Source organism: Streptomyces sp. NPDC058796, assembly GCF_042745235.1.
In the GTDB taxonomy this organism is placed as follows: domain Bacteria; phylum Actinomycetota; class Actinomycetes; order Streptomycetales; family Streptomycetaceae; genus Streptomyces.
Genome location: NZ_JBHYOP010000002.1, coordinates 247,114 through 271,771 on the forward strand (window position 1 = coordinate 247,114; position 24,658 = coordinate 271,771).

The window sequence follows — 24,658 nt, forward strand, 5'->3', positions numbered from 1 at the left end:
CCCGTGGGTCAATCAGCCGTTCACACGCGCTGCCACAGCGCCGGAACGTTCGGCGGCTCCCAGCCCGCGTAGGCCTGGTGCCCCTGGATGCAGCGGTAGGTGGCACCGCCGTACGTCACCGTGTCGCCCGGCTGGTAGACCGTGCCGGCCGCCCAGGTGCCGCCCTCGCCGGGAGGCGGCTCCTCGCCGCCGTCGTCACCGGTCGTCTTCAGGGTCAGCCCGTAGTTCTGCAGGAGCGGGTTGATCGGCTGGAAGAACGTCGTGCCACCGCTGCGGCAGTCGCCGGAGCCGCCCGAAGTGACGCCCTGCGCCTGGCTGCCGGAGATGTACGAGCCGCCCGAGTCACCGGGCTCCGCGCACACCGTGGTGCGGGTGACGCCGCTGATGGTGCCCTCGGGGTAGGTCACGCTGGTGTTGTGCTGCTGGATGGTGCCGCAGTGCCAGCCGGTGGTGGAACCGGAACGGCACACGGACGCCCCGACCGGCGCCTGGGTCGACCCGGTCACCTGGACGTTCTGGCCGCCGGCGCCGCTGACGTACGGGGTCGCCCGCCAGTTGGAGTTGACCGCCACCCACGCCATGTCCCGGCCCGGGAAGACCGACCCCTGGAAGGTGCCCTGCGCCACCCGGTTGTACCCGGTGGTGCTCGCCCCGGTCCGACCGCAGTGGCCGGCCGTGGCGAAGCCCTCCTGGCCGCCCTTGGTGACGGGGAAGCCGATCGAGCAGCGCCCGCTGTTGTTGATGTAGTACGCCTCGCCGCCCCGCAGGTCGTACAGCGGACGCGGCTTCTCGGCCGCCTTCTCGACACGCACGGCTCCGGCGTCGACCCCGGCCGCGTCGACGAGGGCACGGGCGGCGGAGGGCCGGGTGGCCTGCACGGTGACGGTGTTCGTCCGTACGTCGACGTACCGGACGGCCGCCTCGCCGGCGTCCCCGCCCCGCTGGGCGGCGGCCCGGTCGATGCGGGCCTTGGCCGCGTCCAGGTCGGCGAGCGAGTGCCGTACGACCTTCGCCACGGCGCCCTGGGCCTCGATCGCCGCGACGTCGGCCGCGTCGGTCGTCGCCACGGTCAGCGTGCCGGACTCGGCGCCCCGCACCCACGCGCCCGCGAAGTCGGCGCCGAGCGCGGCACGGAGCCGGCCCGCGGTGGCGCCCGCGTCGGCCTCGTTGGCGAGCCGGCGCTCTGCCTGTCGCCGGTCGAGGCCGAGGTCGCGCTCCATGGCCCGGAGCAGGGCGGGCGGCGCGGCGTCGGTGCGCAGGGTCTCGGCCGCGGTGGGGGCGGAGTCGGCGGGTGCCGTCCCGGCGCTCGCGGAGCCGCTGAGCCCGGCCACGAGCAGGGCGGCCGTCGCCGCGGCGGCGGCACCCACGGCTCTGGTGTGTCGGTGACGGTGGGGCATGGGGGATCTCCTCGGTTTCGGTGGGGAGGTGCCGAAACCGTAGGGAGGGCCGACCGGGCGCCGTAAGACGTCGGTCGGCCCTCTCCCCGGCGTTATGGAAGGCGGACGAGGGGTGCCAGGGGGTGCCGGGGGCGGTCAGGGCACCCGGTGCGCCGCCATCCACTCGGTGTAGCTGTCGCTGCTCGCCGCCACCCCCGCGTGCGCCATGCGGGCCTGCGCCAGCACGGTCGCGGCGGTGTCCTGCCGCCCGGTGACCGCGTGCCAGCCCAGCAGGTGCCGCCAGGCCAGCGGCGTCCCGCTGAGCGGCCGGGTGACGATGCCGGGCGTCGTCGGAAAGGTCGCCCGGCACAGGCCCACCGCCCGCCCCACCTTCACCAGGTGCACCAGCGAGGCGGTGTCCGTCTCGTACATGCGGCGCGGCGTGAACCCGGCACGGGCGCACGACGCGGTGAAGCAGTCGCCGAAGCAGCCGTCACCGGGCACGCAGGCCCACTCCTCGCCCGCCAGCTCGGTCAGGCCGACCTCGGCGCGCGAGGCGAGCGGATGCCTCTCCGGGACCATCACGAACACCGGATCGACGGCGACCTCCCGCCACACCAGCCCCGCCGCGCCGGGCGGCTCGGCGGAGCCGCAGGTCCCGGCGAGCGCGAAGTCCAGCCGCCCCTGGGCCAGTTGCTCGGCCAGCTCCCGCTCCGACCACGACGTGCAGGTCGTCATCCGGGCCTCCGGCGCCACGTCCGCCAGCCGGTCCACCAGCGCCCCCAACAAGGGCCCGTGCGTCCCGCCCAGCCGCAGGTGCCGTGCCGTCCGCGGCGCCCGCGCGAACCGCGCCGCCTCCTGCTGCAACTCGGTCACCGCGGGCAGCACGATCCGGCTCCGCTCCAGCACCAGTTCCCCCAGCGCGGTCGCCCGCACCCCGTGCCGACCCCGCTCGAACAGAGCCCCGCCCAGGGCCCGTTCGATCCGCTTGAGCTGTGCGCTCAACGCGGGCTGCGCGAGCCCGAGCACCGTCGCCGCCCTGGTGAGGCTGCCGGCGTCGGCGATGGCCCGGACCGTCTTGAGATGCCGCAACTCCAGCTCCATACGGGGAGCTTGCGACGCCTCGTCAACGAGGGCAAGAGGCTGGTACAGACCAGTCCGGGTCGGATTTCCCCGGCGCGGGGGCCGTGTCAGATCCGGTGCACCGTGTGCAGCGTCCTCGCGTACGTCCCGGTGCCGTCGAGCAGCGAGTTGCCGCCCAGGTCGGACATGGTCGGCCCGTTGGCCGTCTTGCGGCTGGACAGGAAGCGGCGCCCGCCGGCGGTGTCCTCGCCGAGGTAGACGCCGACGTGGTCGGTGGTGGCCACCTCGTTGTCGTCGCCCGAGTCGGCGTTGAACAGGACGAGGTCACCGGGCTGGAGCTGCTCGGCCGCGGGCGGCTTCGTGCCGTCGGTGCGGGCGACGCGTACACCGGGGGAGTGGTCGGCCATGTCCCGGGACCTGCGCGGGAGCCGGGTACCGGAGGTGTCCTGGCCGGCGGCCATCGGCACACCCATGTGGTAGCCGTAGACCATGCGGGTGTAACCGGAGCAGTCGAGGTTGCCGGCCTGCTTGCTGGACGGGCCGGTGTGGGCGCCGTCCGGGAAGGTCCAGCCGGTGTTCATGTACTCGTGGAAGTCGGCGCCCTCGTAGCGGTAGCCGTGCGGGTCCAGGTAGCCGTACCCCGCCTCCCCCATGACCTGCTTGCCCTCGGCCGGTCCGGCACCGGCCGTCACGGGGGCCGCTCCGGCGAGGAACATGGCGGCGTGGGCCAGGACGTCCGGGGCCGTGGAGCCGGACCAGCCGCGGACCACACGCTCCAGCTCAGGCGTCCAGACGCCGTCGAAGGGCTCGGGCAGCACCCGTACCCAGTCGGAGTGGGTGACGGTCGGCGGCTGGGCCCAGTTCGCGGCGTCCACCTGGAACCGGCTGACGCTCAGGGTGACCGGCAGGTTCGTACAACCGCGGTTGGCGAGCACGCGCAGGCCTACGCGGCCCTTGCCGAAGGTGGCGTCGGTGACGTCGAAGGACCACGCGGACGGCTCGGTGCCGGCGGCGGGCCACGCCTTGGCCCGGATACGGGTGCCCTCCCTGCGGACCCGTATCGTCCAGTCGGTGCCCGCCGGGACACCGGAGGCGAGGGCCACCGCGGGGGCGAGCTGGGTGACCGCGTCGTCGACCTCCTTCTCCACCCGGAGCTGCACCGCGCCGGAGGTGGTGAAGGACAGCCGGGCCCGGTAGTTGTTCTGGGTGTTCTGGTACCCGAACGAGAGGGCGTACGAGCAGGCGTCGCCGGTCGGCACCTTGTCGAACCGCGCGACGGACCGTACGTCCACGTCGGTGATCTCGCCGTCCCGGAGGCTGGCGTGGCGGCTGGCGTAGTCGGTGGTCAGGGAGATGATCCCGGTGCCCGGCACCACCGAGTAGTCGGTGTCCACCGGCCCGAGGGTGGACCAGCTCCCCCCGCCCGGCGAGGTGCCCCAGTACGCGCGGTCGCCGACCGGCAGCGACGTGTCCGGCAGCGTCCGCGTGAAGTCGTCCACGAAGGGCTTCTTGTTCTCGGTGAACGTCCGCTCCGGTCCCGGCAGCAGCACGGTGCGGGCACCGTGGGTCAGCAGCGCGACGCGTCTGCCGCCGGAGGTGACCTCGGTACGGGCCGGGGTGCCGGGCAGCACGGTGGCGGTCAGGGAGGACGCCAGCGTGAGGCCGCTGAAGTACGAGGGGTTCAGCGGCGGGAGCGTCACCGAGGAGCGGGCCGCGGTCGACGTGGCCCGCGCGGCGAGCGGAGCGACCGGCGAGGCCGTCGGCGCGGCGGCGCGAGAGGGGGAGGCGGCGGCCGTGCCGCCGAGCGGCACCGTGGCGGCCGAGGCCGCGAGGGCTGCCAGTACGTTGCGCCGTGAGGTGTGTGTCATACGGCCATGATCGGGCCGGGCGGCGACGTGCCCGTTGCCGGGGCGGGGGAGTTCGCGGCCTCCCGGCTCACTCCTCTTCGAAGATCTCCTCGGCCTTCGGCACGGTGACGGCGCGGGTGAGCCAGTGGCGCAGGACCTGGGGATCGTCGCACTCCGTGACGCGCCTGCGGACTTCGTCGGAGACGTCGATCCGGCGTTGCTCCAGGACGAGCAGCACGTCCTCGGCGCGGCCCTGGGCGCGGCCTTCGTCGCGGATTTCTTCGGAGATGTAGGACTTGTAGAAGGAGAGGTCCACGGCCACCAGGTTCCTCCAGAGGTATCGGGCCGGGCGGTTTCCCAGGCCCTGGGCGGTGAATTCGACGAGAGGGTCTGCGACGTGTTCCGGGACGTCCCGCAGCGCGGTAGACAGGGCTTTCAGTATGGCACCGATATCCGGGTTCGCGGCGTGCGTGATGGCTGCCAGGGCGGTCAGGGCCAGGTCGGTACGCGCCTCGTCGGGGTCGGTGATCACCGGCATGTTGTGGGGTCCGGCGACGATCGGCCGCACGGTCAGCGAGGGCCAGGAACAGAATCCGATGGGCTCCGGCCGGGTCGCCCACTCGGCCGTGCCACGGTCCTGGCAGACCACGAGCAGGAGCGGTGGCAGTCGGTATTTGCTGCGCAGATACGCCAGGTAGTAGCCCCAGCTGGCCGGCTTCTCCGGGTCCTTCTTCTTCTGCGCCTCGACCGCGAGCAGAAAGGGACCGTGCTCCTCCGTGTCGATCTGCAGCAGGGTGTCGATCCGGCGGTCCACCGGTTTTGTCTCGGTGACGTCGTTGGGTAGCACGGTGACCGCGGTGGCCTGGGGAAACGGGATGCATAGCACCTCGGAGACGCGGGAGAAGAGCCCCGGCTAGTCCTTCAGATGTGCGTTCGGGCCGACGTCCGGCAGTCGCGGCAGCGGTCCTCTGTTCCGGTGGCGCGGAAGCCGCGGTCGCAGCCGTCGCAGTTGCGCATCTCGTGGCGCGGCGGCGCAGGCGGGGCTGCAGAGGGCGCGCGGAACGGCGCCGGTGGCGGGAGCCGGTCCGTGAGGCGGTGGGCCAGGAGGGCGGCCGGGCGGCGCAGGGGCTCGGCCGGGAGGCCGACGGTCAGGGTGCGGCGTACGGCGCCGGGGAGGACGTCCCTTTCCAGCCAGGCGGCGACGCCGGGCGCCAGGTGCGCGGTCTCGTTGGCGGAGAGCACCAGGCGGGAGTCGTGCCGGCGCAGGTCGGCGAGGAGATCGGTGGCCGCCCGGAAGAGCGCGGGGACCTTGCAGGCGGGCTGCGGTACGGCGGGGAGCGCCTTGCGGGCGCGGGGTTCGCGGGGGTGTGAGGGGCGGTCCGGGCAGGTCGTGGGGGACTCCGCCCGGCGGGCGGCCTTCGGCTGGTTGCAGGAGACGGTACGGGTGACGATCCGGCCGGTGGACGTGCGTACGCGCTCGCGCCGCAGATAACCGTGGGTCTCCAGCTCGCGCAGGGCGGCGGCGATGCGGGTGGCGCCCTCGGGGAAGCGCGCGGTGAGGGACTTGATGTCGGCGCCCGCACCCGTGGGCAGCGACTGGAGGTGGCAGCTGAGACCGATCGCCAGCAGCGACAGCTCCTTGTGCTGGGCCAGGTGATTGCCGATCACCACGAAGCGGGTGGTGTGACGGGTGTTGTCGTGGGTGATGCCGCCGCCGTGGTGACGCGTACGGGTTGGGTTGTCGGCAGGGGCTGACTGGGCGCGCGAGGGCGCGTTAGGGTTTTGGGTACCCATCGGGAAGGTTCTCTCTTCCTTGGTGGTAGGCCCTCGCATTGGGATGGCAGTCCCGGCGGGGGCCGTTGTATGTCTGCGGTCGTTTGCGCTGAGCGTAGGGGAGTTGGGGGTTCGGAAAACCAGCCCAGGCGGTGATGTTCACCCGCCCGGGTGATTACGCGCCTCGGGTGGAAAGGCGGGGCTTGGTGGGGTGCTTTCTCCCCGGGTTCTTTCCTTGGTAGGGCACCGGCGGCACCGCAGCCTCAGAACGCGGGTTCCGGTGGCGTGCAGGGCAGTTCCGCCCACACGGTCTTGCGCGGGAAGCGTTCCTCGGTCACTCCCCAGCGGTGCGCCAGCGCCTCGACGAGCAGCAGGCCGCGGCCGGATTCGGCGTCGGGGGCGGGTGTCTGCGGGTGGGGGAGTTCGTCGCCCCGGGTGTCGGTGACCTCGATACGGAGGGTCGCGCCGACGACGTAGAGCGTGAGCCGGAAGTCGCGGCCGGGGACGCGTCCGTGGACCGCCGCGTTGCCCGCCAGTTCGGCGACGAGGTGGCGGGCCGGGTCGAGAGGGAGGCCCCAGGTGCGGAGCTGCTCGGTGGCCAGCAGACGGGCGAGGCGGGCGCCGCGTGGCGTGGGGGAGAGCTGCACGCTGAAGTTGCGGACGGACGTGGAGAGTTCGGCGGAGTTCGGGTTCACGTCACTCAGAGTGGCGGTGCGTGCGCACGGTGAAAAGTGACTCAGCGGGTACGTACGGTGACTGTCCGGTTGTTGTCCGGTGGTGTCGGTGCTGTCGGGAGGGGCCTGCGGGTAGGGCGCTGGGGCAACGCTGCGAGTACGACGAAGGGGCGCGGGATGACAGTCGAGACGGATCAGCCGGGGTGGGAGGTGGATCCCGATGACGAGTGGGGCGTCGCGGTCATCGCCACGGTGGGGCGGCAGTTGAAGCTGCGTCGGGAGGCCGTGGGGATGCGGGCAGCCGAATTCGGCGTGGCGGTCGGCTACGGGGAAGACCTCGTCTACAAGGTAGAGGGCGGCAAGCGGATTCCCCGGCAGGAGTATCTGGACAGAGCCGATGAGGTGCTGGGCGCTGGCGGGCTCATCGCGGCGACCTGGGAGGACGTGAAGAAGGTCCGGTACCCGAAGAGGGTCCGGGAGCTGGGGAAGCTGGAGGGGAAGGCGGCCGAGATCGGCATCTACGAGTGCAACAGCGTTCACGGGCTCTTGCAGACGCCGGAGCATGCTCGCGCGCTGATGGAAGCGGCCCAGCCGCCGTACTCCGCAGACGACGTTCAGCGGATGGTGGCTGCCCGCATGGCTCGGCAGTCGGTCTTCGAGCGCGAACCGACCCCGTCGATCCACTTCGTCCTGGAAGAGGCGCCGTTGCGACGGCCGGTAGGGGGCAGAATGGTGCGGCAACAGCAGCTCGAACGCCTGTTGGAGGTGGGGTCGTTGAATCACGTCTCGCTTCAGGTGATGCCGACAGACACTGATGCCCACCCGGGTGTGGACGGCAAGATCGAGCTGCTGAAGTTCCCGGATGGAACGGCAGTGGGGCGTAGCGATGGTGCGTTCAACGGTCGGCCGACTGCTGAGCCCAGGGATCTGCGCATCCTTGAGCTGCGGTATGGCACCATCCGGGCGCAGGCTCTCCCACCGAGAGAGTCACTTGCCTTCATCGAAGAACTGCTGGGAGAAACATGATCCGCGAGACCGAACTGGTCTGGTTCAAAAGCAGCTACAGCAGCGGTACGGACGGCAACTCCTGCGTGGAACTGGCCCTCACTCCCGCCACCATCCACGTCCGGGACTCCAAGCACACCGACGGCCCCCGCCTGACGCTCACCCCTGCCGCCTGGGCTAGCTTCCTGCCGTACGCGTCGCAGCGCTGACCTCCTGCGTCCCCACCACCGCCAACAACTCCAGCAACCCCGCGCTCTCCGTCCCCACGGCCGGCGTGAACCAGAGCAGTCGTTGCCGTCCGTCCTCGCTGAAGAGATGGAGGCAGTTGACCTCGATCACGCCGAGCGCGGGATGGACGAGGCGTTTGCGGTCCTCCCGTCGGAAGGCCACCTCGTGGTCGGCCCACAGCGCGGCGAACTCGGGGGAGACGGCGAGCAGCGTACGGATCATCGACCCGACCTCGGGGTCCTTCGCGTCTCTCCGCGCCGCCGCGGCCCGCAGGTCGGCGACGAAGGAGCGGGACTGGCCCTCGTGGTCGGCCTCCGGATACAGGCGCCGGGCGTCGGGCTCGGTGAACCACCGGTGGACGAAGCTGGCCCTGGGCCCCCGGAAACCGGAGTGGTCCCCGAGCAGCGCCACCGCCAGCGGATTCTGCACGAGGGTGACGTGCAGGTCGGTGATCACCTGCGCCGGGGTGGAGGGCATCCGCCCGAGCAGGTCGAGCATGCCCGGGTGCACGTGCGAGGCGGCCCCGCCCTGCACGGGCACCGGCCGGTCCGCGAGCCGGTACAGGTAGTCCCGCTCGTCGGCGGAGAGCCGCAGCGCCCTCGCCAGCGCGGCGATCATCTGCTCCGACGGCTGCGACCCGGCCCCGCGCTCCAGCTCGTTGTAGTAGTCCACGGACGCCCCGGCGAGCTGGGCGACCTCCTCACGGCGCAGCCCCGGCACCCGGCGCCGCGGCCCGGCCGGAAGCCCGACGTCGGAAGGCCGGATGCGCTCCCGCCGTGACCGCAGGAACGCTCCCAGCTCGGCGTACTTCACAGCGCTCATGCCCTCCATTCTGCGCCGGGCGGGGCCGGTGACCCATGGGATGGCATCCCCTGGCTGCGCATGCCGACCGGGCTCATCGTGGACGCATGACCACGAACACGACCACGAACACCGATCAGGAACCAGCGGCCGACACCCGCGTAGCGATCGTCACCGGCGGATCGCGCGGCATCGGCCGGGCGGTCTCGCGCAAGCTCGCCGAGGACGGCCTGGCCGTCGTCGTGAACTACGCCCGCGACGCGGCCTCCGCCGAGGAGACGGTGGCGGCGATCACCGGGTCCGGCGGCCGGGCGACCGCCGTACCGGCGGACGTGGCGGAGGAGAAGGAGATCGCCGCGCTGTTCGAGCGGGCGGAGGCGGAGTACGGCGGCGTGGACGTCGTCGTGAACTCGGCCGGCCGGATGACCCTGTCGCCCATCGCCGACCTGGACCTGGACGCCCTGGACGCCATGCACCGCACCAACATCCGCGGCACCTTCGTGGTCGCCCGGGAGGCGGCCCGGCGCCTGCGGGCAGGGGGCTCCTTCGTGGGGTTCTCGACATCCGTCGTCGGCACGCAGTTCCCGGCCTACGGGGCGTACGCGGCGAGCAAGGGCGCGGTGGAGGCGATGACCCTGATCCTCGCCCGTGAGCTGCGCGGACGGGACATCACCGTGAACACGGTCGCCCCCGGCCCCACGGCCACGGACCTGTTCCTCACCGGCAAGACCGAGGAACAGATCGACCAGCTGGCGAAGACGCCGCCCCTGGAGCGGCTGGGCACCCCGGAGGACATCGCCGAGGTGGTCGCCTTCCTCTCCAGCCCCGCCGGTCACTGGGTGAACGGCCAGATCCTGCGCGCCAACGGGGGGATGATCTGAGATGCCCTTCGCCCACTTCAAGGTCCCCGAGGGCACCCTCACCCCGGAGGACAAGCGGAAGATCGTCGAACGCACCACCGACCTCTACGCGGAGATCTACGGGGAGCGCGCCCGCCCCACCACCGTCGTCCTCGTCGAGGAGGTCCCCGACGGTGGCTGGGGCGTCGCCGGAAACGTCCTGACGGCCGCGATGCTGAACGGTGACACGTGACGGGGCAGCCCCGGCCACCCGGATGACCCTGCGGTGACCTTCATCTCATACGTCACGAAAACCCCCAATATGCGAAAGCGCGGTCTCACATAGTGGTCGCGCGGGGCACCGACTGCTGGCCATGACGTTTACATGGGCGTAACACTGAAGTGTCCCGCGCGCGGCAACGGCGCCGAGCGCCCACCACCGGACCGACCGGACCAAGGCCCCAACCCCTCCTCGGGGGCTCACCCGGTCTCCGGTGTCAGCCGTGCCAGAAAGGGCCCCCGTGACGACGCGAAGCGAGACCAGGACCGCGCTCGACCACCTGCTCACCGAGATCGAGCACCGCAACCCGGCCCAGCCCGAGTTCCACCAGGCCGCCCACGAGGTCCTGGAAACGCTCGCGCCGGTGATCGCGGCCCGCCCCGAGTACGGGGAGCCGGGCCTCATCGAGCGGCTCGTCGAGCCGGAGCGCCAGGTGATCTTCCGGGTGCCGTGGCAGGACGACCAGGGCCGCGTTCACGTCAACCGGGGCTTCCGCGTCGAGTTCAACAGCGCGCTGGGCCCGTACAAGGGCGGCCTGCGCTTCCACTCCTCCGTGAACCTGGGCGTCATCAAGTTCCTGGGCTTCGAGCAGATCTTCAAGAACGCCCTGACCGGCCTCGGCATCGGCGGCGGCAAGGGCGGCAGCGACTTCGACCCGCACGGACGCAGCGACGCGGAGGTCATGCGGTTCTGCCAGTCCTTCATGACGGAGCTGTACCGGCACATCGGCGAGCACACGGACGTCCCGGCCGGTGACATCGGCGTCGGCGGCCGCGAGATCGGCTACCTCTTCGGCCAGTACCGCCGCATCACCAACCGCTGGGAGGCCGGCGTCCTCACCGGCAAGGGCCAGGGCTGGGGCGGCTCGCTGATCCGCCCGGAGGCGACGGGCTACGGCAACGTGCTCTTCGCGGCGGCGATGATGCGGGAGCGCGGCGAGGACCTGGAGGGCCAGACCGCGGTCGTCTCGGGCTCCGGCAACGTCGCGATCTACACCATCGAGAAGCTGGCCGCCCTCGGCGCCAACGCCGTCACCTGCTCGGACTCCTCCGGCTACGTCGTCGACGAGAAGGGCATCGACCTCGACCTGCTGAAGCAGATCAAGGAGGTCGAGCGCGGCCGCGTCGACGCGTACGCGGAGCGCCGGGGTGCCTCGGCCCGCTTCGTGCCCGGCGGCCGCGTGTGGGAGGTCCCGGCGGACATCGCGCTCCCGTCGGCCACGCAGAACGAACTGAACGAGGCCGACGCCGAGACCCTGATCCGCAACGGCGTCAAGGCGGTCTCCGAGGGCGCCAACATGCCGGCGACCCCCGAGGCCGTCCACCTCCTCCAGAAGGCCGGCGTCGCCTTCGGCCCCGGCAAGGCGGCCAACGCGGGCGGCGTCGCGGTCAGCGCCCTGGAGATGGCGCAGAACCACGCCCGTACGTCCTGGACGGCGGCGCGCGTCGAGGAGGAGCTGACGCACATCATGAACGACATCCACACGACCTGCCACGAGACCGCCGAGCGCTACGACGCCCCCGGCGACTACGTCACCGGCGCGAACATCGCGGGCTTCGAGCGCGTGGCGGACGCGATGCTGGCCCAGGGCGTGATCTGACCGAGCGAACGGAGGGGGCCGTGGCGCCACGGCCCCCTCACGCAGACAGCTCCGCCCCTCGGCCGAACGTCACCACCGGCCGCCCGTTCGCGCCCGACCAGAATCGTCGCCCCTCTTCAGGAGGGCGGTACGGGCGCGGAGGGCGCGTGCCTGGCCAGCCGCGCCAGCACCCGGGCGTAGACCGTGGTCGCCGCCGCGACCACGGACGCCATGGTCGACAGGGCCAGGATGCCGAGCTGCGCCGGCCACTGACGCAGCTCGCTGTGGCAGTAGTAGTCGTCCTGCTCGAACGGCTCGATCAGCGGCCCCTTGCAACGGGGTTCGCCGTCGTGGAGCTCGGGGCCGTACGAGGCGAGCATGAGGTAGGCGAAGTACGCCCACAGCGCGGCCGCGAGCATGACGAACGCGACGGACCACTTGTCCGCACGGCGCGCGTCCCCGAGTGCCCGCGAAGGCTCGGCCGCCGTCGCCGGGCCTCCGCCGCTCGCCGGCGAGCCGCCCTTGTCGCCCCCGTCGGTGGCACGTCCGTCGGTGGCGCTGTCGTCGGCCGTCAAGTGATCCCCCAGGTGTTCGGTCCCGTCACGATGGACCACGACCCTAGTGCGGTGACCGGTGCGGCACCCCCGAGCCCTGTCGCCCAGTCCGGCCTCGGACGCCGCGAGGTGTACCCCGCGATCACGTGGGGTACAGTCATCCGCTTCGATTGGCCAGCGACACGCCCCGTATGGCAGACTAGCGGGGTTGCTCGGTCGAGTGCCGATGCTGCGCGCCTCCCGCCGGGGGGACCGGAAGCGAGTCCCACAGTACTCGTCGCTCCTGATCAGGGGCGGACGTACGGGAATCTTCCGGGAAGCGTCAGCGGGGTACCGGCCAGGCGCCCGGTGGGCCTCTCGCCCCCGGTCCGCGGTTCCGGTAGGGCCCGCACCTCCCACAGCAGGGATGTTCGAACAAGGGACATCTGTGTCAGCGGGAGTGCGACACGCCCGACCGCGTGGGTCGGAGGGGGAGCGGGACTGCAAGGAACCGCCGGGTACCAGAGCGTTACGAGAGACAGGACTACGAAGTAGCCATGGCGGGACAGAAGATCCGCATCCGGCTCAAGGCCTACGACCACGAGGTCATCGACAGCTCGGCGAAGAAGATCGTCGAGACGGTGACGCGTACTGGTGCGTCGGTCGCGGGCCCGGTGCCGCTGCCCACTGAGAAGAACGTGTACTGCGTCATCAAGTCGCCGCACAAGTACAAGGACTCGCGCGAGCACTTCGAGATGCGCACGCACAAGCGCCTGATCGACATCCTCGACCCGACCCCCAAGACCGTTGACTCTCTGATGCGACTCGACCTCCCGGCCGGTGTCGACATCGAGATCAAGCTCTGAGGCCGGTGATCTGAAGATGAACAAGCAGATCAAGGGCATCCTGGGCGAGAAGCTCGGCATGACGCAGGTGTGGGACGAGAACAACCGTGTTGTTCCGGTCACCGTCGTCAAGGCCGGCCCCAACGTCGTCACCCAGGTCCGCACGAACGACGTCGACGGCTACGAGTCCGTCCAGATCGCGTTCGGCGAGATCGACCCGCGCAAGGTGAACAAGCCCCTCAAGGGCCACTTCGCCAAGGCCGACGTCACCCCCCGCCGTCACCTCGTCGAGATCCGCACGGCCGACGCCTCCGAGTACACGCTCGGCCAGGAAGTCACCGCCGAGGTCTTCGAGGCCGGCATCAAGGTCGACGTGACCGGCAAGAGCAAGGGCAAGGGCTTCGCCGGTGTCATGAAGCGTCACAACTTCAAGGGCCTCGGCGCCGGACACGGCACCCAGCGCAAGCACCGCTCGCCCGGTTCCATCGGTGGCTGCGCCACCCCGGGCCGCGTGTTCAAGGGCCTCCGCATGGCCGGCCGTATGGGCAACGAGCGGGTCACCACCCAGAACCTGACCGTCCACGCCGTTGACGCGGAGAAGGGTCTGCTGCTCATCAAGGGCGCGGTTCCCGGTCCGAACGGCGGCCTCGTCCTGGTCCGCACCGCGGCCAAGGGGGCCTGAGGTAACCGATGAGCACTGTTGACATCCTTTCGCCGGCGGGCGACAAGGCCGGCACCGTCGAGCTCCCCGCGGAGATCTTCGACGTTGAGAAGGTCAGCATCCCGCTGATCCACCAGGTCGTCGTCGCACAGCTGGCCGCTGCCCGCCAGGGCACGCACAAGACCAAGACCCGTGGCGAGGTCCGCGGCGGTGGCAAGAAGCCGTACCGCCAGAAGGGCACCGGCCGCGCCCGTCAGGGCTCGACCCGCGCGCCGCAGTTCGCCGGTGGTGGCGTCGTGCACGGTCCCGTGCCGCGCGACTACTCGCAGCGCACCCCGAAGAAGATGAAGGCTGCCGCCCTGCGTCACGCCCTCACCGACCGGGCCCGCCACAACCGCATCCACGTCGTCTCCGGCGTCGTCGAGGGCGACAGCCCGTCGACGAAGGCCGCCCGGACGCTGTTCGGCAAGATCTCGGAGCGCAAGAACCTGCTCCTGGTCGTCGACCGCGCCGACGAGGCCGCGTGGCTGTCCGCCCGCAACCTGCCCCAGATCCACATCCTGGAGCCGGGCCAGCTGAACACGTACGACGTTCTCGTCTCGGACGACGTGGTCTTCACCCAGGCCGCCTTCGAGTCCTTCGTGTCCGGCCCGAAGGCCAATGACACCGAAGGGAGCGAGGCCTGATGGCCATCCGTCACCCCGCCATCGCCTCCAAGGCCGCGAAGAAGGCCAAGGAAGCGCGCGTCAAGAAGGCGCGTCGGCACGCCGCCGAAGGCAAGAACACCGTCGTCACCCCGGTCAGCAAGTCGTTCACGGACCCCCGTGACGTGCTGCTGAAGCCGGTCGTGTCCGAGAAGAGCTACGCGCTCCTCGACGAGAACAAGTACACGTTCATCGTCGCGCCGGGCTCCAACAAGACCGAGATCAAGGAGGCCGTCCAGGCGGTCTTCTCGGTCAAGGTCACCGGGGTCAACACGATCAACCGCCAGGGCAAGCGCAAGCGGACCCGCACGGGCTTCGGCAAGCGTGCCGACAGCAAGCGCGCGATCGTGACCCTTGCCGAGGGCGACCGTATCGACATCTTCGGCGGTCCGACCTCCTGACGGAGGTCCGGATCGTCCGAATATCGGACGAGGACTGAGAAATGGGAATCCGCAAGTACAAGCCGACGACGCCGGGCCGCCGTGGCTCCTCCGTCGCCGACTTCGTCGAGGTCACGCGGTCCACGCCGGAGAAGTCGCTGGTCCGCCCGCTGCACAGCAAGGGCGGCCGTAACAACGCCGGTCGTGTGACCGTTCGCCACCAGGGTGGCGGACACAAGCGCGCCTACCGCGTGATCGACTTCCGTCGTCACGACAAGGACGGCGTGCCGGCGAAGGTCGCGCACATCGAGTACGACCCCAACCGCACCGCGCGCATCGCGCTGCTGCACTACGCCGACGGCGAGAAGCGCTACATCCTCGCCCCGCGCAACCTGCAGCAGGGTGACCGCGTCGAGAACGGTCCCGGGGCCGACATCAAGCCGGGCAACAACCTGGCCCTCCGCAACATCCCGGTCGGTACCACGATCCACGCGATCGAGCTCCGTCCCGGTGGCGGTGCCAAGTTCGCCCGCTCCGCCGGTGCCTCCGTGCAGCTGCTCGCGAAGGAGGGCCAGATGGCCCACCTGCGCATGCCGTCCGGAGAGATCCGCCTGGTCGACGTGCGCTGCCGCGCCACCGTCGGCGAGGTCGGCAACGCCGAGCAGAGCAACATCAACTGGGGCAAGGCGGGCCGTAAGCGCTGGCTGGGCGTTCGCCCGACCGTGCGTGGTGTGGTCATGAACCCGGTGGACCACCCGCACGGTGGTGGCGAGGGCCGTACCTCGGGTGGTCGCCACCCGGTGTCCCCCTGGGGCAAGAAGGAAGGCCGTACTCGTTCGCCCAAGAAGGCGTCGAACAAGTACATCGTCCGCCGCCGCAAGACGAACAAGAAGCGCTAAGGACGGGTTGAGATGCCTCGTAGCTTGAAGAAGGGACCCTTCGTCGACGACCACCTGATCAAGAAGGTGGACACGCAGAACGAAGCCGGTACCAAGAACGTCATCAAGACCTGGTCCCGTCGCTCGATGATCGTCCCGGCGATGCTCGGCCACACGATCGCGGTGCACAACGGCAAGACCCACATCCCGGTGTTTGTCACCGAGTCCATGGTCGGCCACAAGCTCGGCGAGTTCTCGCCGACGCGCACCTTCCGGGGTCACGTCAAGGACGACCGGAAGTCGAAGCGCCGCTAGTCAGCGGGGTGTGAAAGACCATGACAAACACTGAAGGGACAACCATGGAAGCCAGGGCCCAGGCGCGGTACATCCGCGTCACGCCCATGAAGGCCCGCCGCGTGGTGGACCTCATCCGTGGCATGGATGCCACGGAGGCTCAGGCGGTCCTGCGTTTCGCCCCGCAGGCCGCGAGCGTGCCGGTCGGCAAGGTGCTGGACAGCGCCATTGCCAACGCCGCGCACAACTACGACCACACCGACGCCGACAGCCTCTACATCTCCGAGGCCTACGTCGACGAGGGCCCGACCCTGAAGCGGTTCCGTCCGCGCGCCCAGGGCCGCGCCTACCGGATCCGCAAGCGGACCAGCCACATCACCGTGGTCGTCAGCAGCAAGGAAGGAACCCGGTAATGGGCCAGAAGGTAAACCCGCACGGGTTCCGGCTCGGTGTCACGACCGACTTCAAGTCGCGTTGGTACGCCGACAAGCTGTACAAGGACTACGTCAAGGAAGACGTCGCCATCCGTCGGATGATGACGTCCGGCATGGAGCGCGCCGGCATCTCCAAGGTCGAGATCGAGCGCACCCGTGACCGCGTGCGGGTGGACATCCACACCGCTCGTCCGGGCATCGTCATCGGCCGCCGCGGTGCCGAGGCCGACCGCATCCGCGGTGACCTCGAGAAGCTCACCGGCAAGCAGGTCCAGCTGAACATCCTCGAGGTCAAGAACCCCGAGACCGACGCTCAGCTGGTTGCCCAGGCCGTCGCCGAGCAGCTCTCCTCCCGCGTCTCCTTCCGCCGTGCCATGCGCAAGAGCATGCAGTCGGCGATGAAGGCCGGCGCCAAGGGCATCAAGATCCAGTGCGGTGGCCGCCTCGGTGGCGCCGAGATGTCCCGCTCGGAGTTCTACCGCGAGGGCCGCGTGCCCCTGCACACGCTCCGCGCGAACGTGGACTACGGCTTCTTCGAGGCCAAGACGACCTTCGGCCGCATCGGTGTGAAGGTCTGGATCTACAAGGGCGACGTCAAGAACATCGCCGAGGTCCGCGCCGAGAACGCCGCCGCCCGTGCGGGCAACCGCCCGGCCCGTGGTGGCAACGACCGCCCGGCCCGTGGTGGCCGCGGTGGCGAGCGTCGCGGGCGCAAGCCGCAGCAGCAGCAGGCTCCGGCCGCCGAGGCTCCCAAGGCCGACGCGCCCGCCGCTGCCGCTCCGGCTGAGAGCACCGGAACGGAGGCCTGACCGTCATGCTGATCCCCCGTAGGGTCAAGCACCGCAAGCAGCACCACCCGAAGCGCCGTGGTCTGGCCAAGGGCGGTACGCAGGTTGCGTTCGGCGAGTACGGCATCCAGGCCCTCACGCCGGCGTACGTGACCAACCGCCAGATCGAGGCGGCCCGTATCGCGATGACCCGCCACATCAAGCGTGGCGGCAAGGTCTGGATCAACATCTACCCGGACCGCCCGCTCACGAAGAAGCCGGCCGAGACCCGCATGGGTTCCGGTAAGGGTTCTCCGGAGTGGTGGATCGCGAACGTGCACCCGGGTCGGGTCATGTTCGAGCTGTCCTACCCCAACGAGAAGATCGCCCGTGAGGCGCTGACTCGTGCGGCCCACAAGCTGCCGATGAAGTGCCGGATCGTCAAGCGCGAGGCAGGTGAAGCGTGATGTCGGCCGGTACCAAGGCGTCCGAGCTGCGCGAGCTGGGCAACGAGGAGCTTCTCGCGAAGCTCCGCGAGGCCAAGGAAGAGCTGTTCAACCTCCGCTTCCAGGCGGCCACGGGTCAGCTCGAGAACCACGGCCGGCTGAAGGCCGTCCGTAAGGACATCGCGCGGATCTACACCCTGATGCGTGAGCGCGAGCTGGGCATCGAGACGGTGGAGAGCGCCTGATGAGCGAGAGCAACGTGACTGAAGAGACGAAGGCCGCACGCGGCTTCCGCAAGACCCGTGAGGGTCTGGTCGTCAGCGACAAGATGGACAAGACCGTCGTCGTCGCCGTCGAGGACCGCGTCAAGCACGCGCTGTACGGCAAGGTCATCCGCCGTACCGAGAAGCTCAAGGCCCACGACGAGCAGAACGCCGCGGGCGTCGGCGACCGCGTCCTCCTCATGGAGACCCGGCCGCTGTCCGCGACGAAGCGCTGGCGCGTCGTCGAGATCCTCGAGAAGGCCAAGTAATTCCTGCGGGGCAAACCCACGCAGGTCAGTTCCGCCAGGCTCGGCAGGGGTGCTCGTACTGAGCCCCCTGCCGGGAACCGGCAGACAATCAGGAGATAGACGTGATCCAGCAGGAGTCGCGACTGCGCGTCGCCGACAACACTGGTGCGAAGGAAATCCTTTGCATCCGTGTGCTCGGTGGCTCCGGTCGCCGCTACGCGGGCATCGGTGACGTCATCGTCGCCACCGTCAAGGACGCGATCCCCGGTGGCAACGTGAAGAAGGGTGACGTCGTCAAGGCGGTCATCGTTCGCACCGTCAAGGAGCGTCGCCGTCCGGATGGCTCGTACATCCGCTTCGACGAGAACGCCGCCGTCATTCTGAAGAACGACGGCGACCCCCGCGGCACCCGTATCTTCGGCCCCGTCGGCCGTGAGCTGCGCGAGAAGAAGTTCATGAAGATCATCTCCCTCGCGCCGGAGGTGCTGTGAGCATGAAGATCAAGAAGGGCGACCTGGTCCAGGTCATCACCGGTAAGGACAAGGGCAAGCAGGGCAAGGTCATCGCGGCCTTCCCCCGCGAGGACCGCGTCCTGGTCGAGGGTGTCAACCGGGTCAAGAAGCACACCAAGGCCGGGCCGACCGCTCGCGGTTCGCAGGCCGGCGGCATCGTGACCACCGAGGCCCCGATCCACGTCTCCAACGTCCAGCTGGTCGTGGAGAAGGACGGCAACAAGGTCGTCACGCGCGTCGGTTACCGCTTCGACGACGAGGGCAACAAGATCCGCGTTGCCAAGCGGACGGGTGAGGACATCTGATGGCTACCACCACCACTCCGCGTCTGAAGACGAAGTACCGCGAGGAGATCGCCGGCAAGCTGCGTGAGGAGTTCTCCTACGAGAACGTCATGCAGGTTCCGGGCCTCGTCAAGATCGTGGTCAACATGGGTGTGGGCGACGCCGCCCGCGACTCCAAGCTGATCGAGGGCGCCATCCGCGACCTCACCACGATCACCGGTCAGAAGCCGGCCGTCACCAAGGCCCGCAAGTCCATCGCGCAGTTCAAGCTGCGCGAGGGTCAGCCGATCGGTGCTCACGTCACGCTCCGTGGCGACCGCATGTGGGAGTTCCTGGACCGCACCCTGTCGCTCGCGCTGCCGCGCATCCGCGACTTCCGCGGCCTGTCCCCCAAGCAGTTCGACGGCCGTGGCAACTACACCTTCGGTCTCACGGAGCAGGTCATGTTCCACGAGATCGACCAGGACAAGATCGACCGCGTCCGGGGTATGGACATCACCGTGGTCACCACGGCGACCAACGACGCTGAGGGCCGCGCGCTCCTTCGTCACCTCGGCTTCCCGTTCAAGGAGGCGTGAGCGAGATGGCGAAGAAGGCTCTGATCGCTAAGGCTGCTCGCAAGCCCAAGTTCGGTGTGCGTGGCTACACCCGCTGCCAGCGCTGCGGCCGCCCGCACTCCGTCTACCGCAAGTTCGGCCTGTGCCGCGTGTGCCTTCGTGAGATGGCTCACCGCGGCGAGCTGCCGGGCGTGACCAAGAGCTCCTGGTAATCCGGTAATCCCGGGTTACTCAGACTCTCGGTAAGCATCTGGGTCGGCAGGGGCCCGCCCGCACATGCCTTAGGCTTGTGGGGTTGGGCGTCTGCCGCCCGTACGACTTACTACGCCGTAGGTCCACCGCGCCGCACCCGTCCCGTCTCGGATCGGGGAGAGGGATGGCGCACCAGGAAACCCCGGCGAGAGAGGCCGAAGGCCAATTCATGACCATGACTGATCCGATCGCAGACATGCTTACGCGTCTGCGGAACGCGAACTCGGCGTACCACGACTCTGTGACGATGCCGGCGTCCAAGATCAAGTCTCACATCGCGGAGATCCTCCAGCAGGAGGGCTTCATCACGGGCTGGAAGACCGAGGACGCCGAGGTCGGCAAGAACCTCGTCCTCGAGCTGAAGTTCGGCCCGAACCGTGAGCGCTCCATCGCGGGCATCAAGCGGATCTCCAAGCCCGGTCTCCGGGTGTACGCGAAGTCCACCAACCTGCCCAAGGTGCTGGGCGGCCTCGGCGTGGCGATCATCTCCACGTCGCACGGGCTCCTCACCGACAAGCAGGCCGGCAAGAAGGGCGTGGGTGGGGAAGTCCTCGCCTACGTCTGGTAGCGGAAGGGAACGGAGGAAACAGCTATGTCGCGCATCGGCAAGCTCCCCATCGCGGTTCCCGCCGGCGTGGACGTCACCATCGACGGCCGTACGGTCGCGGTCAAGGGCCCCAAGGGCACGCTGACCCACACCGTCGTGGCGCCGATCGACATCGCCAAGGGCGAGGACGGCGTGCTGAGCGTCACCCGCCCCAACGACGAGCGTCAGAGCAAGGCCCTGCACGGCCTGTCCCGCACGCTGGTGGCGAACATGATCACCGGCGTGACCCAGGGTTACGTGAAGAAGCTCGAGATCAGCGGTGTCGGTTACCGCGTTGTCGCCAAGGGTTCGAACCTGGAGTTCTCCCTGGGCTACAGCCACCCGATCACCGTCGAGGCCCCCGAGGGCATCACCTTCAAGGTGGAGTCCCCGACCCGCTTCTCGGTCGAGGGCATCGACAAGCAGAAGGTCGGCGAGGTTGCGGCCAACATCCGCAAGCTGCGCAAGCCCGACCCGTACAAGGCCAAGGGCGTCAAGTACGAGGGCGAAGTCATCCGCCGCAAGGTCGGAAAGGCGGGTAAGTAAGCCATGGCATACGGGCAGAAGATCCTCAAGGGCGACGCCTACAAGCGCGCCGCGATCAAGCGCCGTCACATCCGGATTCGCAAGAATCTCTCGGGTACGGCGGAGCGTCCGCGTCTGGTCGTTACTCGCTCGAACCGCCACATCGTGGCCCAGGTGATCGACGACCTCAAGGGTCACACCCTTGCGTCGGCGTCCACCCTGGACAGCTCGATCCGTGGTGGCGAGGCCGACAAGTCCGCGCAGGCCAAGCAGGTCGGCGCCCTGGTCGCCGAGCGCGCCAAGGCCGCGGGTGTCGAGGCCGTCGTGTTCGACCGCGGTGGCAACCAGTACGCCGGGCGCATCGCCGCTCTGGCGGACGCCGCCCGCGAAGCCGGTCTGAAGTTCTGAGCCGGTTCCGTAGCTAGCGGAAACAGAGAGAGGTAATTCCAATGGCTGGACCCCAGCGCCGCGGTGGCGGTGCCGGTGGCGGCGAGCGGCGGGACCGGAAGGGCCGTGACGGCGGCGCAGCTGCCGCCGAGAAGACCGCTTACGTTGAGCGCGTCGTCGCGATCAACCGCGTCGCCAAGGTTGTGAAGGGTGGTCGTCGCTTCAGCTTCACCGCGCTGGTCGTGGTGGGCGACGGTGACGGCACCGTGGGTGTCGGATACGGCAAGGCCAAGGAGGTGCCGGCCGCCATCGCCAAGGGCGTTGAGGAGGCCAAGAAGCACTTCTTCAAGGTCCCCCGCATCCAGGGCACCATCCCGCACCCCATCCAGGGTGAGAAGGCTGCCGGCGTCGTGCTGCTCAAGCCCGCGTCCCCGGGTACCGGTGTTATCGCCGGTGGTCCGGTGCGCGCCGTGCTCGAGTGCGCCGGCATCCACGACGTGCTGTCGAAGTCGCTCGGCTCCGACAACCAGATCAACATCGTGCACGCGACCGTGGAGGCCCTCAAGGGCCTGCAGCGTCCCGAGGAGATCGCGGCCCGCCGTGGTCTGCCGCTCGAGGACGTCGCCCCCGCGGCTCTTCTCCGTGCGCGTGCCGGGGCGGGTGCGTAATCATGGCGCAGCTCAAGATTACGCAGGTCAAGTCCTACATCGGCAGCAAGCAGAACCACCGTGACACCCTGCGTTCCCTTGGTCTCAAGGGGATCAACACGCAGGTCGTCAAGGAGGACCGCCCCGAGTTCCGCGGCATGGTGCACACCGTCCGCCACCTCGTGACGGTCGAGGAGGTCGACTGATCATGGCGGAGCAGAACCCGCTCAAGATCCACAACCTCCGTCCGGCCCCCGGCGCCAAGACCGCCAAGACCCGTGTCGGTCGTGGTGAGGCGTCGAAGGGTAAGACGGCCGGTCGTGGTACGAAGGGTACGAAGGCCCGTTACCAGGTTCCGGAGCGCTTCGAGGGTGGCCAGATGCCCCTCCACATGCGTCTTCCGAAGCTGAAGGGCTTCAAGAACCCGTTCAAGACCGAGTTCCAGGTCGTGAACCTCGACAAGCTGGCCGCGCTGTACCCCGAGGGTGGCGAGGTCACCGTCGAGGGTCTGGTGGCCAAGGGCGCCGTTCGCAAGAACAGCCTCGTCAAGGTCCTCGGCCAGGGCGAGATCTCCGTGGCGCTGCAGGTGACGGTCGACGCCGTCTCCGGCTCCGCCAAGGAGAAGATCACCGCCGCCGGCGGTACCGTCACCGAGCTCGTCTGAACTACTCAGGCGTGTCGATGACATGAGCGATCCCAACCGGGGATGCCCCACAAAAGGGGTATCCCCGGTTGGTCGTTCCAAGGGAAGTGCTCCCGCCGGTAAGGTGGCCTGCGCTGCCCTCTTTCACGGGTGCGTCACATGAGGCACCCTGAGCGGCAGTTGACCGTTACTTACTTTGTCGTCAGTCGAACCTCAAGACCGTCACCCTTGACGCAGTAGCGCGGGGGTCGCAGGAGGCACCGTGCTCACCGCGTTCGCCCGGGCGTTCAAGACGCCCGACCTGCGCAAGAAGCTGCTCTTCACGCTCGGCATCATCGTGGTGTACCGGCTCGGTACCCACATCCCCATTCCAGGCGTCGACTACAAGAACGTCCAGGAGTGCGTGGACCAGGCGTCCGGCAACCAGGGCCTCTTCGGCCTGGTCAACATGTTCAGCGGTGGCGCCCTGCTGCAGATCACGGTCTTCGCGCTCGGCATCATGCCGTACATCACGGCGAGCATCATTCTGCAGCTGCTGACCGTGGTGATCCCGCGCCTGGAAGCCCTGAAGAAGGAGGGCCAGGCGGGCACGGCGAAGATCACGCAGTACACCCGCTACCTGACCATCGCCCTCGCCATCCTCCAGGGCACCGGCCTCGTCGCCACCGCCCGCAGCGGCGCCCTGTTCTCCGGCTGCACCGTCGCCGGGCAGATCGTTCCCGACCAGGCCATCTTCACCACCGTCGTCATGGTCGTCACCATGACCGCCGGTACGGCCGTCGTCATGTGGCTCGGTGAGCTGATCACCGACCGCGGCATCGGCAACGGCATGTCGATCCTGATGTTCATCTCGATCGCCGCGACCTTCCCCTCCGCCCTGTGGGCCATCAAGCAGGAGGGCGACCTGGCGGGCGGCTGGATCGAGTTCGGCATCGTCATGCTGGTCGGCTTCGTCATGGTCGGCCTGGTGGTCTTCGTCGAGCAGGCCCAGCGCCGCATCCCGGTGCAGTACGCGAAGCGCATGATCGGCCGCCGTTCCTACGGCGGTACGTCGACGTACATCCCGCTCAAGGTGAACCAGGCGGGCATCATCCCCGTCATCTTCGCCTCGTCGCTGCTCTACATCCCGGCGTTGATCGTCCAGTTCTCCGGCTCGACCGCGGGCTGGGCCACCTGGATCCAGCAGAACCTCGCCGACCCCGAGGCCGCGCCGCACATCGTGCTGTACTTCCTCCTGATCGTCTTCTTCGCCTTCTTCTACGTGGCCATCTCGTTCAACCCCGAGGAAGTCGCGGACAACATGAAGAAGTATGGTGGGTTCATCCCGGGCATCCGGGCTGGCCGACCGACCGCTGAGTATCTGAGCTACGTACTCAACCGGATCACCTGGCCGGGTTCGCTGTATCTGGGCCTGATCTCTCTCGTACCGACAATGGCGTTGGCCGGTTTCGGGGCAAACCAGAACTTCCCGTTCGGCGGGACCAGCATCCTGATCATCGTGGGTGTCGGTCTCGAGACGGTGAAGCAGATCGAGAGCCAGCTCCAGCAGCGCAATTACGAAGGGTTCCTCCGCTGATGCGAATCGTCCTCGTCGGGCCGCCGGGTGCTGGGAAGGGTACGCAGGCCACCCGCCTTGCCGAGACGCTGCACATCCCGCACATCTCCACGGGCGACCTGTTCCGCGCGAACATCAGCCAGCAGACCGAGCTGGGCAAGCTCGCGAAGTCCTACATGGACGCCGGCAACCTCGTACCCGACGAGGTCACCATCGCCATGGCGAAGGACCGCATGGAGCAGCCCGACGCCGAGGGCGGCTTCCTGCTGGACGGCTTCCCGCGCAACGTGTCGCAGGCCGAGGCGCTGGACGAGCTGCTCGAGACCGAGGACATGAAGCTCGACGCGGTGCTGGACCTCGAGGCTCCCGAGGACGAGGTCGTCAAGCGGATCGCCGGCCGGCGCGTCTGCCGCAACGACTCCGCGCACGTCTTCCACGTGACGTACACGCCGCCGAAGCAGGAAGGCGTCTGCGACGTCTGCGGCGGCGAGCTGTACCAGCGGGACGACGACTCGGAGGAGACGGTCCGCAAGCGGCTGGAGGTCTACCACACGCAGACCGAGCCGATCATCGACTACTACAAGGCGCAGGGCCTGGTCGTCACCATCGCGGCGACGGGACCGGTGAACGAGGTCACGGGCCGCGCGCTGGAGGCGCTCAAGCGCGACCAGTAGTTCGTCACTCCGGCTGCAGCCGCGGTCCCTCGCCCGGGGGCCGCGGCTGAGCTGTGTGGGGTGGGTGGACCCCGCCCCGTATCGTTGGAAGCGTTCCC

36 protein-coding genes are annotated in these 24,658 nt (G+C 69.2%); 28 read left to right on the plus strand and 8 right to left on the minus strand.

What is annotated here, in order from left to right:
• Positions 1–20 precede the first annotated feature (20 nt).
• From ACFW47_RS06365 to ACFW47_RS06390, 6 genes are all read right to left on the minus strand, one after another.
• The gene (locus ACFW47_RS06365) at positions 21–1,397 is read right to left on the minus strand and encodes a carbohydrate-binding protein (protein ID WP_386305004.1); all 1,377 of its coding nucleotides are present in this window, start codon (positions 1,395–1,397) and stop codon (positions 21–23) included.
• 135 nt (positions 1,398–1,532) lie between these two features.
• Complete coding sequence (locus ACFW47_RS06370; RefSeq protein ID WP_386281593.1) at positions 1,533–2,480, minus strand: LysR family transcriptional regulator; 948 nt, start codon at positions 2,478–2,480, stop codon at positions 1,533–1,535.
• Positions 2,481–2,566: 86 nt separating this feature from the next.
• Complete coding sequence (locus ACFW47_RS06375) at positions 2,567–4,327, minus strand: NlpC/P60 family protein (protein WP_386281591.1); 1,761 nt, start codon at positions 4,325–4,327, stop codon at positions 2,567–2,569.
• A 67-nt stretch (positions 4,328–4,394) separates the two neighbouring features.
• Complete coding sequence (locus tag ACFW47_RS06380) at positions 4,395–5,192, minus strand: hypothetical protein (protein WP_386281589.1); 798 nt, start codon at positions 5,190–5,192, stop codon at positions 4,395–4,397.
• A gap of 35 nt (positions 5,193–5,227) precedes the next feature.
• On the minus strand, positions 5,228–6,100 hold the full coding sequence (locus ACFW47_RS06385) for a helix-turn-helix domain-containing protein (RefSeq protein ID WP_386305006.1): 873 nt from the start codon (positions 6,098–6,100) through the stop codon (positions 5,228–5,230).
• Positions 6,101–6,342: 242 nt separating this feature from the next.
• A complete protein-coding gene (locus ACFW47_RS06390) occupies positions 6,343–6,774 on the minus strand; it encodes an ATP-binding protein (protein ID WP_386281585.1) in 432 nt (143 codons plus the stop codon).
• 156 nt (positions 6,775–6,930) lie between these two features.
• Between ACFW47_RS06390 and ACFW47_RS06395 the strand changes: the two genes are divergently transcribed.
• Both ACFW47_RS06395 and ACFW47_RS06400 read left to right on the plus strand, forming a co-directional pair.
• Positions 6,931–7,779, plus strand: coding sequence for a helix-turn-helix domain-containing protein (locus ACFW47_RS06395; protein WP_386305007.1), 849 nt, complete (start codon positions 6,931–6,933; stop codon positions 7,777–7,779).
• Positions 7,776–7,967 carry a DUF397 domain-containing protein gene (locus tag ACFW47_RS06400; protein ID WP_386305008.1) on the plus strand — a complete coding sequence of 64 codons (192 nt, stop codon included), beginning with the start codon at positions 7,776–7,778 and terminating at the stop codon, positions 7,965–7,967. Before ACFW47_RS06395 ends, ACFW47_RS06400 begins: the two co-directional genes overlap by 4 nt.
• Here the strand turns inward: ACFW47_RS06400 and ACFW47_RS06405 are convergent.
• Complete coding sequence (locus ACFW47_RS06405) at positions 7,936–8,817, minus strand: helix-turn-helix transcriptional regulator (protein ID WP_386305010.1); 882 nt, start codon at positions 8,815–8,817, stop codon at positions 7,936–7,938. The two genes, ACFW47_RS06400 and ACFW47_RS06405, sit on opposite strands and share 32 nt — an antisense overlap.
• Before the next feature lie 77 nt (positions 8,818–8,894).
• Between ACFW47_RS06405 and ACFW47_RS06410 the strand changes: the two genes are divergently transcribed.
• The 3 genes from ACFW47_RS06410 to gdhA all read left to right on the plus strand — a co-directional run bounded on the left by ACFW47_RS06410 (position 8,895) and on the right by gdhA (position 11,506).
• Positions 8,895–9,668 carry an SDR family oxidoreductase gene (locus ACFW47_RS06410; protein ID WP_386305011.1) on the plus strand — a complete coding sequence of 258 codons (774 nt, stop codon included), beginning with the start codon at positions 8,895–8,897 and terminating at the stop codon, positions 9,666–9,668.
• Between the two features lies 1 nt (position 9,669).
• Positions 9,670–9,879 (plus strand): 4-oxalocrotonate tautomerase family protein, encoded by a 210-nt coding sequence (locus tag ACFW47_RS06415; RefSeq protein WP_386305012.1) that lies wholly within the window; start codon positions 9,670–9,672, stop codon positions 9,877–9,879.
• A 268-nt stretch (positions 9,880–10,147) separates the two neighbouring features.
• Positions 10,148–11,506 carry an NADP-specific glutamate dehydrogenase gene (gene gdhA, locus ACFW47_RS06420; RefSeq protein ID WP_386305014.1) on the plus strand — a complete coding sequence of 453 codons (1,359 nt, stop codon included), beginning with the start codon at positions 10,148–10,150 and terminating at the stop codon, positions 11,504–11,506.
• Between the two features lie 116 nt (positions 11,507–11,622).
• On the opposite strand, the gene ACFW47_RS06425 is transcribed toward gdhA, so the two are convergent.
• Positions 11,623–12,060 carry a hypothetical protein gene (locus ACFW47_RS06425; protein ID WP_386305015.1) on the minus strand — a complete coding sequence of 146 codons (438 nt, stop codon included), beginning with the start codon at positions 12,058–12,060 and terminating at the stop codon, positions 11,623–11,625.
• A gap of 515 nt (positions 12,061–12,575) precedes the next feature.
• Between ACFW47_RS06425 and rpsJ the strand changes: the two genes are divergently transcribed.
• The 23 genes from rpsJ (at position 12,576) to ACFW47_RS06540 (ending at position 24,560) form a co-directional block, all read left to right on the plus strand.
• The gene (gene rpsJ / locus ACFW47_RS06430; RefSeq protein ID WP_003948644.1) at positions 12,576–12,884 is read left to right on the plus strand and encodes a 30S ribosomal protein S10; all 309 of its coding nucleotides are present in this window, start codon (positions 12,576–12,578) and stop codon (positions 12,882–12,884) included.
• Positions 12,885–12,900: 16 nt separating this feature from the next.
• The gene (gene rplC, locus ACFW47_RS06435; protein WP_219184289.1) at positions 12,901–13,545 is read left to right on the plus strand and encodes a 50S ribosomal protein L3; all 645 of its coding nucleotides are present in this window, start codon (positions 12,901–12,903) and stop codon (positions 13,543–13,545) included.
• An 8-nt stretch (positions 13,546–13,553) separates the two neighbouring features.
• Positions 13,554–14,210: a 50S ribosomal protein L4 gene (gene rplD, locus ACFW47_RS06440; protein WP_043381026.1), complete on the plus strand. Its 657-nt coding sequence runs from the start codon at positions 13,554–13,556 to the stop codon at positions 14,208–14,210.
• Positions 14,210–14,629 (plus strand): 50S ribosomal protein L23, encoded by a 420-nt coding sequence (gene rplW, locus ACFW47_RS06445; RefSeq protein WP_073725079.1) that lies wholly within the window; start codon positions 14,210–14,212, stop codon positions 14,627–14,629. The genes rplD and rplW overlap by 1 nt, the downstream gene beginning before the upstream one ends.
• Positions 14,630–14,670: 41 nt before the next feature.
• Positions 14,671–15,507, plus strand: a complete 837-nt coding sequence (rplB, locus tag ACFW47_RS06450) for a 50S ribosomal protein L2 (RefSeq protein WP_019329639.1) — start codon at positions 14,671–14,673, stop codon at positions 15,505–15,507.
• Positions 15,508–15,519: 12 nt separating this feature from the next.
• On the plus strand, positions 15,520–15,801 hold the full coding sequence (gene rpsS, locus ACFW47_RS06455) for a 30S ribosomal protein S19 (protein ID WP_003974263.1): 282 nt from the start codon (positions 15,520–15,522) through the stop codon (positions 15,799–15,801).
• A gap of 44 nt (positions 15,802–15,845) precedes the next feature.
• On the plus strand, positions 15,846–16,193 hold the full coding sequence (gene rplV / locus ACFW47_RS06460; RefSeq protein WP_019329637.1) for a 50S ribosomal protein L22: 348 nt from the start codon (positions 15,846–15,848) through the stop codon (positions 16,191–16,193).
• Positions 16,193–17,023: a 30S ribosomal protein S3 gene (gene rpsC, locus ACFW47_RS06465; RefSeq protein WP_382717252.1), complete on the plus strand. Its 831-nt coding sequence runs from the start codon at positions 16,193–16,195 to the stop codon at positions 17,021–17,023. Before rplV ends, rpsC begins: the two co-directional genes overlap by 1 nt.
• A gap of 5 nt (positions 17,024–17,028) precedes the next feature.
• Positions 17,029–17,448, plus strand: coding sequence for a 50S ribosomal protein L16 (rplP, locus tag ACFW47_RS06470; RefSeq protein ID WP_019329635.1), 420 nt, complete (start codon positions 17,029–17,031; stop codon positions 17,446–17,448).
• Positions 17,448–17,672 (plus strand): 50S ribosomal protein L29, encoded by a 225-nt coding sequence (rpmC, locus tag ACFW47_RS06475; RefSeq protein ID WP_003974259.1) that lies wholly within the window; start codon positions 17,448–17,450, stop codon positions 17,670–17,672. The genes rplP and rpmC overlap by 1 nt, the downstream gene beginning before the upstream one ends.
• Positions 17,672–17,959 carry a 30S ribosomal protein S17 gene (rpsQ, locus tag ACFW47_RS06480; protein WP_019329634.1) on the plus strand — a complete coding sequence of 96 codons (288 nt, stop codon included), beginning with the start codon at positions 17,672–17,674 and terminating at the stop codon, positions 17,957–17,959. Before rpmC ends, rpsQ begins: the two co-directional genes overlap by 1 nt.
• A gap of 101 nt (positions 17,960–18,060) precedes the next feature.
• Complete coding sequence (rplN, locus tag ACFW47_RS06485) at positions 18,061–18,429, plus strand: 50S ribosomal protein L14 (protein WP_003998823.1); 369 nt, start codon at positions 18,061–18,063, stop codon at positions 18,427–18,429.
• A 2-nt stretch (positions 18,430–18,431) separates the two neighbouring features.
• Positions 18,432–18,755: a 50S ribosomal protein L24 gene (rplX, locus tag ACFW47_RS06490; protein WP_003992365.1), complete on the plus strand. Its 324-nt coding sequence runs from the start codon at positions 18,432–18,434 to the stop codon at positions 18,753–18,755.
• Positions 18,755–19,312: a 50S ribosomal protein L5 gene (gene rplE, locus ACFW47_RS06495; protein WP_019329632.1), complete on the plus strand. Its 558-nt coding sequence runs from the start codon at positions 18,755–18,757 to the stop codon at positions 19,310–19,312. Before rplX ends, rplE begins: the two co-directional genes overlap by 1 nt.
• Before the next feature lie 5 nt (positions 19,313–19,317).
• Positions 19,318–19,503: a type Z 30S ribosomal protein S14 gene (locus ACFW47_RS06500; RefSeq protein WP_003948630.1), complete on the plus strand. Its 186-nt coding sequence runs from the start codon at positions 19,318–19,320 to the stop codon at positions 19,501–19,503.
• A gap of 209 nt (positions 19,504–19,712) precedes the next feature.
• A complete protein-coding gene (gene rpsH, locus ACFW47_RS06505) occupies positions 19,713–20,111 on the plus strand; it encodes a 30S ribosomal protein S8 (protein WP_026248232.1) in 399 nt (132 codons plus the stop codon).
• Positions 20,112–20,135: 24 nt separating this feature from the next.
• Entirely contained in the window at positions 20,136–20,675 is a 540-nt protein-coding gene (rplF, locus tag ACFW47_RS06510; protein WP_073725075.1) for a 50S ribosomal protein L6, read from the plus strand.
• Between the two features lie 3 nt (positions 20,676–20,678).
• Positions 20,679–21,062, plus strand: a complete 384-nt coding sequence (rplR, locus tag ACFW47_RS06515) for a 50S ribosomal protein L18 (protein WP_043381015.1) — start codon at positions 20,679–20,681, stop codon at positions 21,060–21,062.
• Between the two features lie 41 nt (positions 21,063–21,103).
• A complete protein-coding gene (rpsE, locus tag ACFW47_RS06520; RefSeq protein WP_004927232.1) occupies positions 21,104–21,709 on the plus strand; it encodes a 30S ribosomal protein S5 in 606 nt (201 codons plus the stop codon).
• Positions 21,710–21,711: 2 nt separating this feature from the next.
• Positions 21,712–21,894 (plus strand): 50S ribosomal protein L30, encoded by a 183-nt coding sequence (gene rpmD, locus ACFW47_RS06525; protein ID WP_003974250.1) that lies wholly within the window; start codon positions 21,712–21,714, stop codon positions 21,892–21,894.
• Positions 21,895–21,896: 2 nt separating this feature from the next.
• Complete coding sequence (gene rplO / locus ACFW47_RS06530; protein ID WP_023547373.1) at positions 21,897–22,352, plus strand: 50S ribosomal protein L15; 456 nt, start codon at positions 21,897–21,899, stop codon at positions 22,350–22,352.
• A gap of 241 nt (positions 22,353–22,593) precedes the next feature.
• Positions 22,594–23,907: a preprotein translocase subunit SecY gene (gene secY / locus ACFW47_RS06535; RefSeq protein WP_386281558.1), complete on the plus strand. Its 1,314-nt coding sequence runs from the start codon at positions 22,594–22,596 to the stop codon at positions 23,905–23,907.
• Positions 23,907–24,560 carry an adenylate kinase gene (locus tag ACFW47_RS06540; protein ID WP_217245477.1) on the plus strand — a complete coding sequence of 218 codons (654 nt, stop codon included), beginning with the start codon at positions 23,907–23,909 and terminating at the stop codon, positions 24,558–24,560. Before secY ends, ACFW47_RS06540 begins: the two co-directional genes overlap by 1 nt.
• Positions 24,561–24,658 lie beyond the last annotated feature (98 nt).